General features: G+C 47.8%; 9 protein-coding genes and 1 pseudogene. 4 read left to right on the top strand and 6 right to left on the bottom strand.

Going from position 1 to position 12,099, the window contains the following annotated elements; genetic code table 11:
- The first annotated feature begins 331 nt into the window (after positions 1-331).
- Positions 332-1,333 carry a GTP 3',8-cyclase MoaA gene (moaA, locus tag PWYN_RS13640; RefSeq protein ID WP_036652499.1) on the top strand — a complete coding sequence of 334 codons (1,002 nt, stop codon included), beginning with the start codon at positions 332-334 and terminating at the stop codon, positions 1,331-1,333.
- Here the strand turns inward: moaA and PWYN_RS13635 are convergent.
- Positions 1,316-1,927, bottom strand: coding sequence for a LysE/ArgO family amino acid transporter (locus tag PWYN_RS13635; protein WP_036652497.1), 612 nt, complete (start codon positions 1,925-1,927; stop codon positions 1,316-1,318). The two genes, moaA and PWYN_RS13635, sit on opposite strands and share 18 nt — an antisense overlap.
- Positions 1,928-2,063: 136 nt before the next feature.
- On the opposite strand from PWYN_RS13635, the gene PWYN_RS13630 reads away from it, so the two are divergent.
- On the top strand, positions 2,064-3,545 hold the full coding sequence (locus PWYN_RS13630; RefSeq protein WP_052087942.1) for an aminotransferase-like domain-containing protein: 1,482 nt from the start codon (positions 2,064-2,066) through the stop codon (positions 3,543-3,545).
- A 97-nt stretch (positions 3,546-3,642) separates the two neighbouring features.
- Positions 3,643-4,245 (top strand): TetR/AcrR family transcriptional regulator, encoded by a 603-nt coding sequence (locus PWYN_RS13625; protein ID WP_036652494.1) that lies wholly within the window; start codon positions 3,643-3,645, stop codon positions 4,243-4,245.
- Here PWYN_RS13625 and PWYN_RS13620 read toward each other — a convergent pair.
- From PWYN_RS13620 to mobA, 4 genes are all read right to left on the bottom strand, one after another.
- Positions 4,210-5,277, bottom strand: a complete 1,068-nt coding sequence (locus PWYN_RS13620; RefSeq protein ID WP_036652492.1) for a sensor histidine kinase — start codon at positions 5,275-5,277, stop codon at positions 4,210-4,212. The two genes, PWYN_RS13625 and PWYN_RS13620, sit on opposite strands and share 36 nt — an antisense overlap.
- Positions 5,274-5,954 carry a response regulator transcription factor gene (locus tag PWYN_RS13615; protein WP_036652490.1) on the bottom strand — a complete coding sequence of 227 codons (681 nt, stop codon included), beginning with the start codon at positions 5,952-5,954 and terminating at the stop codon, positions 5,274-5,276. The genes PWYN_RS13620 and PWYN_RS13615 overlap by 4 nt, the downstream gene beginning before the upstream one ends.
- Positions 5,884-7,752 carry an ABC transporter ATP-binding protein gene (locus PWYN_RS13610; RefSeq protein ID WP_036652488.1) on the bottom strand — a complete coding sequence of 623 codons (1,869 nt, stop codon included), beginning with the start codon at positions 7,750-7,752 and terminating at the stop codon, positions 5,884-5,886. Before PWYN_RS13610 ends, PWYN_RS13615 begins: the two co-directional genes overlap by 71 nt.
- Before the next feature lie 82 nt (positions 7,753-7,834).
- Positions 7,835-8,476 (bottom strand): molybdenum cofactor guanylyltransferase, encoded by a 642-nt coding sequence (gene mobA / locus PWYN_RS13605; RefSeq protein ID WP_036652486.1) that lies wholly within the window; start codon positions 8,474-8,476, stop codon positions 7,835-7,837.
- 140 nt (positions 8,477-8,616) lie between these two features.
- On the opposite strand from mobA, the gene PWYN_RS13600 reads away from it, so the two are divergent.
- Positions 8,617-9,843, top strand: coding sequence for an MFS transporter (locus tag PWYN_RS13600; RefSeq protein ID WP_036652484.1), 1,227 nt, complete (start codon positions 8,617-8,619; stop codon positions 9,841-9,843).
- A gap of 208 nt (positions 9,844-10,051) precedes the next feature.
- Here the strand turns inward: PWYN_RS13600 and PWYN_RS13590 are convergent.
- Positions 10,052-12,058: pseudogene (locus PWYN_RS13590) on the bottom strand (fructose-specific PTS transporter subunit EIIC).
- Between the last annotated feature and the right edge of the window lie 41 nt (positions 12,059-12,099).

The following is a 12,099-nucleotide window of genomic DNA, read 5'->3' as shown; positions in this document are numbered from 1 at the left end:
GACGTTTGCATTCACCGCCATTAGGATCCGATGTACATGGTTGTTTTCGCAAAAGTGAATAACTCTGTACATAGATTATATCGGACATTGAAAACGCTTTTCGTGAGCATTTTATGTCGTTTCCCCGCAATTGTCGTATTACTGTCAAATTTATGATACTTGTGCAGTCACACTCACAATAAAGTGTGTCTATCATCGGGATTGAAAACTGCTATCATCCTCTGCTTAATTATTGATGTATAATGAATCTTTATAACTTCACACATTGACGCAGAACAGCATAGTCTTTAAAATTTAAAATAAAACATTTACTGATGAAGGGAGCAACGCCATGCAGCCGTTAACGGATCCATTTGGACGAATTCATGATTACCTCCGCATCTCGGTTACAGATCGCTGCAACCTGCGCTGTATTTATTGTATGCCTGCCGAGGGAATGCAATTCCAGCCTCAGGATGAGATTATGAGTTATGAGGAAATTACCGCGGTGGTCAAAGCTCTTGCGCCGCTTGGACTGCGAAAGATCCGCTTAACGGGCGGAGAACCTCTCGTCCGGAAGGATTTAGAGAAGCTGGTTGCCATGCTGGCCGCTATCCCCGGCATTGACGATATCGCGTTAACGACAAACGGACTGATGCTGCCCGCTAAAGCCCAGCTCCTGAAAGAAGCCGGATTATCTCGGGTGAACATCAGTCTCGATTCTTTACGACAGGAACGCTTCTCCATGATTACACGCGGTGGCGATGTCCATAAAGTACTACAAGGGATTGAAGCAGCCGATGCTGCCGGACTGCATCCAATCAAGCTGAATGTAGTTCTGATGAAGGGTATTAATGACGATGAGATCAAGGATTTCATCTCCCTTACCCTTAACAGCCCGCTTAATGTGCGCTTTATTGAATATATGCCGATTGGCAGTGCTAGTGACAGCTGGCGTAAATCCTACCTACCGCTAGAGACGGTGTTAGAAGCCTGCCATGAAGCCGGATGGGAGACGGAGGAAGCGCATATGATTGCAGGCAACGGTCCCTCCCAGAACCGCCGTGTTATCGGGGCTCAAGGAACCTTTGGGTTGATTCATCCGGTTAGTGATCATTTCTGCGATAATTGCAATCGTCTCCGCCTCACTGCAGATGGGCACATTAAGGCCTGTCTTTACTGGTCGGATGAATATCACGTGCGTCCGCTGACAGGGGATCCTGAAGCCATGCAGGCCTTATTCCGCAAGGCCCTTGGCAATAAGCCGGCTAACCATGAAATGGCGCTTGCTCTGGAACAGAAAGCCCAAAGTCATACGCCTACAGTTCGGCGCATGTCACAGATTGGCGGTTAGCTGAATGCCCATGTAAATGGCCATTCCCCATATAAGCAGTGCAGAGATGATGTTCATCAGCCGTATGATTTTACCTGAGGAATCTACTCTGCCCAGCCATCTGCCGGCACCGGCAAGTCCAATAAACCACAACCACGAGACGCCTGCTGTGGCAGCGGCGAACGCCCAGCGTTCCCCGCTGTCGTATTGCAGGGAATTCGTACCGATAACCCCTATAGTATCCATGATTGCATGAGGATTCAGTAGGGATACCGATAGTGCATACCCGATCTGCCCTTTCATTGAAAGCACCTTGATTTCTCCAGCCTCCGGAATCCCCGTCCATGTTTTCCAGCCCATAAATGCTAAAAAAAACGCACCGGCTCCATATAACACAGGTGTCATCCACTCTATCGACGTTACAATCATCGAGACACCGCCTACTGCAGCAGCAATGAGCAGCGTGTCACATACAGAGGCGGTAATAATAACCGGAAGCGCATGGCGAAGCTTGGGATGGAGCGCCCCCTGATTAAATACGAATATATTCTGGACCCCCAGCGGCAAAATAAGTCCAAACGCTATAATAATGCCATGGATAATAGCTTCCCACATCTGTTCATTCCCCCTTACACAAGCTTATCTCTACAGATCCGATTCGTAACCATCCAAATCTCATCTGCAGTACCCAACCAAATGTAATGGGACATTCAATACATGATATACTCTTAGGCAAAAAGGAGCTTGTTGCATGAAGTCTAACCCAGCAAATCATGTGGCTTCCATTCAGGAACTCGTTACAGATGGATGGAAACCCGACTCTTCATTGGCACTGCCCTTACATATACAAATCTCCAATTATATTCAGGCAAAGATTAGAAGCGGTGCCTGGCCTGCAGGCATGCGTCTGGCTGCGCAACGGGATTTAGCGCGGCAGCTGGGTGTGAATCGCAGCACGCTTGTTTCTGCGTTGGGACAATTAACAGCACTTGGATTAATTGAAGGACGCCGGGGCGGCGGAACGAGGGTTGCTCTGTCCAATGACGCCCACTCCAACCGGGCAGGAAATTGGAACGATTACGTAGAGGAGGGTATTCATTATCCGAATCTGCCGACGATACAAGCCATTAACCGATTGGAATTTACAAAGGGACTTATTCGTCTGGGTACGGGTGAGCTCTCCCCGGAACTGCTACCCAATGAGACCATGAAGTCTATCCTTGCCGACCTCTCTCGGCAATCTCTGCCTTTATCCTATGAGGAACCGCTTGGCAGTCTTCAACTTCGGACCGCCATTAGTAAGGAATTGTCCAACATAGGGATACACGCAGCTCCATCCTCTATTCTGATCCTGTCCGGTGCACTTCAAGGTCTTCAACTTATCGGTCAAGGGCTTCTTCCGCGCGGCTCAACCCTTCTGCTGGAGAAGCCCTCTTATCTATATTCCATCCATTCGTTCCAGTCAGTGGGTGTAAAATTGTACGGGTTGCCTATGGATTCCGAAGGTTTGATGACCCAGGGGATAGAAGCTGAGGTTCACCGCACGAAAGCATCTCTGCTCTATACGATCCCTACCTACCATAACCCAACAGGCATTCTAATGACTGAGGAAAGACGCCATTTATTAATGAATACTACAAGGGCACTAGGGTTGCCTATTCTGGAAGATGGCGCTTATCAAGATCTGTGGCTGGACAATCCTCCGCCTCCTTCACTGAAAGCAATGGATCGAGAAGGAAGGGTGCTTCATCTCGGCACTTTATCCAAGACGGTTAGTCCGGGTCTGCGGATCGGCTGGGCCGTGGGGCCTGAACCGGTGATCAGAAGGTTAGCCGACATCAAGATGCAGAGTGACTACGGCTCAAGCTCATTGTCACAACTTCTAGCCGCCAAATGGTTGGAGGAGGGTTATCATGCCCGGCATTGCGAGGTTCTGCGTATGGAGCTAAGACGAAGGCGTGACGCCGTGTTGGATATGCTCAGTACACACTTTGGACATCTAGCCTCTTGGAACAGACCGACAGGAGGTTTCTATATTTGGTTATCCCTTAATAAGCCGTTGCCGCTGACGAAGCTGTTCAAAGCTGCACTGGAAGTAGGGTTGCTGCTTAATACCGGGGATTTATATAACCGCAGTGATGCCAGACATCTTCGACTGTCCTATGCTTATGCGTCCCTTACAGAGCTGGAGATCGGAATTAAACGGCTGGCTGAGCTTGTATCCTCATTCTAAAAATACCAAGTGACAAATGATATAATTTGTCACTTGGTATTTGCTCTGATATACTTTTCTTACAGGAGGTGAAAAAACAACGTCACCGTTGTTGCCCATGAATAAACAAAGCTCATTCTTAAGCAAGACTGAAATTCTGGATGCTGCGGAACAAACCTTACGGCGTTTTGGGCCTGATAAGACTTCCGTAACCGACGTAGCCAAGCTTCTAGGCGTGAGTCATGGCACCCTTTACCGACACTTTCCAAGCAAGGCAGCTCTAAGAGAAGCCGTCACTGAAAGATGGCTGGAGGAGAAGATTATTGCTCCTCTCATAGTAATTGCAAGCAACGAATCCGAATCGGAAATGCCTCTTCAACAGGTCCGTCAATATATATTAAAGCTGATTGAACTTAAACAAAGCTACGCCGAAGAGGATCGTGAGATGTTCAAGATGTATGCCTCGGTCACTGCCGATGCTGTGGATCTCATCGAAACGCATATTGAGCGTATTGTGAAGCACATGGCCCTAATTATTTCTAGAGGCCTAGACGTGAAGAACATTCGAAGAATCAGTGAACCGGAAACGATGGCCCGCTCGATCCTACAGGCTACCGCTCGGTTTCATCATCCCGCCCATGCCTATGAGTGGCAACCCCCCCGCACCCTGGAAGATTTTAATAATCTATGGTTGTTGATTGAACAGGGTTTGGCAGTTTAAAACGATTGTAAAGGCCGTCCCTTCACCGGGACGGCTTGTTACGCTTATAGTACCGCCGTGAATATCGACGATTTTTTTAACTAAGGACAGCCCCAATCCACTCCCGCCAACATTACTGCTTCTGGCTTGGTCTGCCTTGAAAAACCGCTCAAAGACGCGCGACAGGTGATGATCCGCAATCCCCATTCCGCTATCTCTGATTTCGACTTCCACCTCTTGCCCACTAGCCTTTAACTCTACCTTTATACTTCCACCCGCAGGAGTAAATTTGATGCTGTTGTGCAGCAGATTACTCCACACCTGGCTCATTAAATCCTGGGAGGCGGTTACTGTAACCTCTTCCAGATCAGCCTCTACTTCCAGCTCTTTCTCTAGCCACTGCGGTTCACAGGCCACTATCATGTCCCGTAGCTGCTTATCTAGTCGATACGATTTGCGCTCAAAGGGGAAGCTTCCTTCTTCAAGTGCCGACAGCTTCAGCAGATTGTCACTTAGGCCCGACAGCCTGCTGCTCTCCGCTTCAATGATATCTAGGTAATGCTTGCGGCTGGCAGCGCTGATGTTCTCATCACGCAGGGCTTTAGCAAAACCGCGAATAGAGGTTAAAGGCGATTGAATTTCATGGGATACATTAGAGATGAAATCCTGCCTCATACTCTCCATCCGGTTCAGTTCAACGGCCATTTCATTAATTCCCTCGACAATGACTCCAAACTGTCCAAAATGTTTGTTGTTCTCCAACACCACCTTGAAGTCACCTTTAGTAATTTGTCGGATGGCGTTAATAATCGGATTATAGAAGTTCCTCTCTTGTCCACGAGTAGCGTAACCTATGATCGCCATCAAGAGAAATAGAATGATTAAACTAATCACCATTCTTAGAATCTCTGCAACATAGACCGAAGACGGTGTCCCAAAGTGATCGTAAATCAGTCCGGATAAGAAAAATCCACCCGTCATTGCCGCAACAAGGGCCACACAAAATAAAACTATGTTCAATAGAAAGAAACCAACCTCTTTGACCCGCGTCATCCTACCTGTACCTCCAGTCGGTAACCAAGCCCCCGGATCGTACGAATAAAGAACCCGTACTTATCCCCCCCAAAACGTTCCCGCAGTCGGTTGATATGGACATCAAGCGTTCGTTCATTCCCTTCAAAATCATAGCCCCATATTTCTTCAATCAATCGGTCTCTTGTCAACGTCTGCCCTAGATAACTGCCCAACTTGAACAAGAGCTCATATTCCTTCAACGGAAGATTAAATTCTTCGTCTCCCGAAATGACCTCATAGGTCTTGCGGTTCATGCGGAGGCGGCCAATGGTCACACTCTGAGCAGCGGAAATCTGATACCGCTTCAACAGTGCTTTAACCCGTGCGACCAGTACAAGCGGTTCAAAAGGTTTTACAATATAATCATCCGTACCGAGCTCAAAGCCCTTTACAATTTGCGCGGTTTCGCCCTTGGCCGTCAGCATTAGGAGCGGAATGTCATACAGCTTCCTGAGTTCAAGGCACAGCTCCCAGCCATCCATATTCGGCATCATCACATCAAGAATGACCATATCTACAGCTTGATTTTCAAGGAAAAGAAGGGCCTCCTGTCCATCGGAAGCCCCATATATTTCATCAATACCCTCAGCTTTCAGGAACACTTCCACCAATTCGCGGATATGCGGGTCGTCGTCCACCACCAGTATTGTTGTCATAAACCTTTCTATCCCCCTCTCCTTCGGAACTGCTATTCACCTCCGGTGCTGACATCTGCAACTGCTGGGTTGCAAACTTACGATAAAGCTCATGACTCTCTAGCAGCTCCTCATGCCTGCCCATCCCAGTAATCCGACCCTTTTCCATAAAAATAATCTGGTCGGCATTGACCACAGTAGACAGCCGATGGGCGATAACCACTGTCGTCCGTCCCTCCATCAGATTGGAAAGCGCCTTTTGCACAACGGCCTCGGACTGGCTGTCCAGACTAGAGGTAGCTTCATCCAGCATTAGAATAGCAGGATTGCGCAGCAGTGCTCTGGCAATGGCAATGCGCTGCCGCTGACCACCAGACAGCTTCACTCCACGTTCGCCCACATCGGTATTGTAGCCTTCCGGGAGCTCCTCAATAAAGCCATCCGCATAGGCCATCTTTGCAGCATTGCGTATTTCATCCCGGCTGACTTCCCGTTCAAGCCCGTATCCCAAGTTCTCTGCGATGGTACCTGCAAGCAGCGGACTTTCCTGCGATACATAACCGATTTGCCTGCGCCAGGATTTCAGGGAGAGGGTTGAGATCGGGTGTTCCCCCAATTTAATCTCACCGGATACCGGCTCATAGAACCGTTCGAGCAGAGAGAATAACGTAGTTTTACCGCCTCCGCTGGGACCTACGATCGCAGTAACTCCACCAGGCAGCATTTTAAAGCTCACATCGATCAGAACATTCTCACCGTTCTTATATCCGAAGGTGACTCCCTCTACACTTATAGCATTCTCTATGCCGTCTACCTTGTCTTCTCCTTCATACTTTTCCTCTTCAGCTGCCAGGGTTTCAATAATACGTTCCGAAGCCCCCTTTGCCTTTTGCAACTGAGTAAAGAATGTCGTTAGCTGGGTTAGCGGCATCACAATATTGATCAGGTAGAGAATGAAAGCAACCAATTCCCCAGCCGTTAAAACCCCCGCCGATACCTGCATGCCGCCATAGCCGATAATAACAACCAACAGCATCATAAATACAAACGAAACAAGCGGACTGATCATCGCATTAATTTTGCCCTCGCGGATTCCGAAGGACAATAAATTCATAATCCCGGATTTTCCGGCTTCATATTCGCTTTCTTCTGCTCCGGAAGACTTCACGAGTCTTATTTCCGACAGCACTCCGCTCAGTGTTGCTGTAAAGGATGCCGTTTCATCCTGCATTCCCTTAGATATTTTGTACATCTGGCGCCCCAGCGGCACCAGAATCAGTGCAGAAAGTGGAAGCACCGTGAAGAGCACCAGTGTCATTTTCCAATTCAGATACAGCAGTACCGAAATAGAACCTATTATAGAAATCACTCCGGTAAAAAGGCTGGCAATATGCTCTGACACCAATGACTTTAAGACACCGGTATCGTTCGTCATGCGGCTGACACTCTCACCTGTGCGGTTATCATTATAGTACGACACCGGCAGAACCAAAAACTTGCGCCAGAGCCGATCACGCAGTCCTGCAACCATTTTTTGACCTACATAGTTCAGTAAATAGATGGAGATCCCACCGGCAATAGTCTGGGCGATAAAAGCACCGGCAATCTCAGCAATTTGTATGCCACTTATAGAAGCGATCGAGAAGCCGTCCACCAGACTTTTGGTGAACATGGGAATAACCAATCCTACCAACGTCGATATCATACTAAGGGAAATCGCCAGAGCCAATAATCCGTAAGAAGGTTTGGTTTCTTTAAGCAGAGTCAGGAACGGCTTGATTGTCGTATTTCGCTGACGTTTGGAAAGATTCATATTCATGAATGCTCCCCCCTTTCTTCAATAAGACTACAATAACTCTTCTGTGTAAACTGAAGTTAAACGAATCCCTAGATGCTATAGATTAGGTCTCAGAGTTCCCGTCCTGCTTGGCAGATGCTTGCTGCACAACCGTTTGATAGTCGTCCGGTGTATTCATATTGAGGAGTACATCACGTTGATTCATGAAGCTGTCCGGGAATTCATCCTCTGGAATGTAGAGTACATTCAGCCCTTGGAGCCACTCCATTACCCTTGAATGCCGATTTTCCAGCGCTGCTTCCAGACTGGGTAGAACATTGATGTGATACATTGCAAGCAGAGGCTGAACTTTACCGTTGGCGGCAACCGGAACGATAGCTTGGACATTTGACTCGGCGTTGCCGGCCCGATTAAATATGTGCTGCAATAGCTCTTTTGTCACAAAAGGGAGATCACAAGCTACCACGGCATTCCATTCCGTTTGAGAGTGGCTTAAGCCAGCATGCAAACCTCCCAGAGGGCCCAGACCTGCATATGTGTCGGTTATAATAGGCAAACCAAGAAAGCGGTAGGTATCGCTGTCCTTGTCTTTTTCGCTGCAAGAAATCATAACCGTATGCGCCACAGCCGACAGTTCAGAGGAGATGTTCGAAATTAGGGGAACTCCGCCAATCTCCAGTAATGCTTTATTGACCCCCATACGCCGAGAAGCGCCGCCCGCTAAGAGTATTCCACTAATTTCCACATTATCCACTCCATTTCCTATACACAACTTTGTAAGCGCTCTTATCTTGTATCCCCTTTCAACACATGTTACAGTGGTAGAAGCGGTCTTGATTGCCGCTCATGAAATGCAAGGCATTTTGCGGGAAAGGAGTGCCCAATTTGCGGGAGAACTTTGACAAGCAACCTTCTTTCACGTCTTTGAAGTGGTTCAACTTTTTTCTATACGGAACTATGGTGCTGTTCACCAGCTTCTTTCAACTATACCTGCAAGATGTCGGAATGAACAAGCTGGAGATCGGAGCCCTTATGTCGCTGGGTCCGTTCGTCTCGATCTTTGCCAATCCGTTTTGGGGAATATGGACGGACCGTTATCAAAATATACGGCGGATCGTCCTTCTAATGCTGACGGGAACACTGGTCCTGTCCCAGCTAGCTTTTCAGGCAAATACATATGAGATGGTCTATATTTCCATGATCTTGTTCTATTTCTTTCAGACTCCACTGTTCGCTCAGAGTAATACTATGATTTTAAGCTATATTGACGGTACCAATCGCCGTTTCGGCTCTTTCAGACTTTGGGGCTCACTTGGGTGGGCGCTGACCGCTATTTTAGCCGGACCGATTATCCAGTGGATGGGCATCTCGGTATTGTCCTATCTATTCGCAGCCTTAATAGGGGCATCAATGCTCGCATTAGTTGCTTTGCCGAAGACCAACCATTCCATCGGGATTGCCCCGCTGCCTTTTAAAGGGTTTGGTAGACTGTTTCACAATCCGTTTTTTCTATGTTTTATTTTCTTCGGTATTCTGGTGTCGATACCTAATACGATGAATAATACGTTTATGTCATTGTATATTACAGACATGGGCGGCTCCAAGGGGATGGTGGGCCTCGCCGTATTTCTGTCCTCTATTCTGGAAATCGTGGTTTTCGTCCTTTGCGAACGATTTTTGAAGCGTAACATTTCTATCCTTCTGGGATGGCTGGCACTAGTAAGCGCATTGTTTGCATTGCGTTGGTGGCTGATGGCCGGTGCTACTTCTCCGCTTGAGGTGGCTTTTATCCAGATTCTGCACAGTGTAACCTTTGGCGGTTATTTCTATGTCGGTACACAACTAACTATGCTTCTTGTTCCCCGTCCATACCGATCAGCCGGACAAGCTCTGTATACATTAACCTGGAGCGGTTTATCAGGTATTATCGGGGGAATATTGGGCGGCTTTCTATTCCAGTATCTCGGTGCCCAGAGCATGTACCAATTCGGTCTGTTTTTGGCTCTGATCGGTTCTTTAGGCTTCGCCTTTATGTGGTTTTTTGTTTTCAGGGGCGGCTATCGGCCAGTTGTAGATGTTGAAGAGGAGTTTTTCGATATAGAACTATTATGATTTTATGTAAAAAAGCAGGCTTGGCATCCGTAAGGAGGGCCAAGCCTGCTTTTTTATTATTGTTCTCCGAAATCAGTTGTACTTGTACACTTCATTCAGCCTCAGTAGCTCGTTTTCACCTAATCAAGTGTATTTCTACACTTCATTCAGCCTCAGTTGCACGTTCCAACCGTCCGTTGGTGTGTCTTTATAACTACTTAGATCGATGTTAAACCGCGATCTGCGAGAGTAAGGAATAGATCTCGTCCTTATCAGCGGCAGCTGCAAGAGCAGCACGGAAATCGTCGTCAACCAATTTGCGGGATAGTTGTTGAAGCACCTTCAGATGCTCATTACCGGCTTGGTGCTGGGGAATAGCGAGCATGAAGATAATCGTAGCATCCTCATCATCGATACTTTCCCAATCCAGACCTTCACGCTTAATGCCAAGGGCAATGGCTGGTTTGGCAACACCTTCGGATTTGCCGTGTGGAATAGCAATCCCAAAGCCGATACCTGTGGATGCCTCTTCCTCGCGGGCCAGAACAGCATTCTCATACTTAGCCTGATCGGTTAGAGCACCGCCGTTCATTAAGAGATCCCCCAGTTCAGAAATAACCGCCTGCTTAGTACTTCCCTTCAGGTTTAATTCGATATAATTCTTATCCAATAGTTCTGTAATCAGCATTTGTCTTACACTCCTTATCCAGATAGAGGATGAAGCCGTCCTTCCGCCGGTTCTAGGCATCTTGGACGGCTCACTCTCTTCTTTTATCTGTATTTTTATTTATTGTCCTGCGGCCTGCTTATGATCGTTAGCGATAGTCTCCGACTTGCGCACTTTCATGCCCTTTAGGAAGTTAACACATAACGCTGTTACTAGAGAGCCGACAATAATCGCGATGATGAACATGAATACATGATCTATAGCTCCAAGCAGTGCTACGATAGGTCCTCCGTGGGGAACACTGTCTCCCACTCCGGCTAACATGGCGATAACCGCACCAGACATACCACCGATCATTAAGCTTGGAATAACACGGAGTGGATCACCTGCTGCAAAAGGAATTGCACCTTCGGTTATACCGCAAAGTCCCATCGCCAAAGCCGCTTTACCGGCTTCCTTCTCTTCTTTGTTATACAAGTTCTTGCGGAACAGTGTAGCCAGACCCATACCTAGCGGCGGTGTACAAATAGCTGCGGCAATTGCGCCCATAATGAAGATATTACCTTCACCGATCATCGAGGAACCGAACAGAAATGCTACCTTGTTCACAGGTCCGCCCATATCAAAGGCAATCATGGCTCCTAGTATTAGAGCAAGCAGGATAGAGCTGCTTCCCTGCATCCCGTTCAAGAAGTCTGTCAATCCAGTCATCAGGGACGCTATAGGCTTACCAATAACGAATATGAATACAGCGCCTGTAACAACGGATGCAATAATCGGAATTACGAGGATCGGCATAATAGGCTGAATCATACGGTGTACTTTCCACTTCTTGATCCAAAGGGCCAGATACCCTGCGATAAAACCTGCAACGATCCCCCCGATAAAACCTGCGCCCGCGCTGCTGTCATAAAAGCTGCCGTTCGCAGCAATGAAACCCGCGACCATACCTGGTGCCAGACCTGGTCGGTCCGCAATACTGTAAGCAATAAATCCGGCGAGAATCGGTACCATGAATGTAAAGGCCGCTCCGCCGATGGCACTGATTTTCGTCCAGAAGGAACCCTCTGGAATAGCCAGTCCGTTAGCAGTCGGCTCACCGCCAAGGGCTAATGCCAAGGCAATCAGCAAGCCGCCAACCACCACAAACGGAATCATGTAGGAAACACCGTTCATCAAGTGACGATAGATTGGATTTTGCTTCCCGCGAATTTCAGCCTTAGCTTCATCCACCGATTTTAATTTCTTGTTTCCTACCGGTACAGCAATCTTTCCATCCACAAATAGCTGTATTAGTCGTTTAGGGTCTTTGACCGCATCCTTAGTTCCGCATTCGTAAACAGGCTTGCCGGCAAATCGGGATAAATCTACACCCTTATCCGCAGCGATAATAATGCCGTCTGCTTCAGCGATTTCCTGAGCCGTAAGCTCATTCTCCGTACCTACGGAGCCCTGTGTCTCCACCTTCATTTCAACGCCAAGTTCCTTGGCGGCCTTGCTTAACTTCTCAGCAGCGATATACGTATGGGCTATGCCGGTAGGACACGCTGTTACTCCCAATAACTTCATTGCTTTCTCCTCCTTGTGTATCTTATCTACATTCCTTCATT

This window comes from Paenibacillus wynnii (genome assembly GCF_000757885.1).
Lineage (GTDB): Bacteria > Bacillota > Bacilli > Paenibacillales > Paenibacillaceae > Paenibacillus_AQ > Paenibacillus_AQ wynnii.
This window is presented reverse-complemented; position numbering and strand designations above follow the sequence as displayed.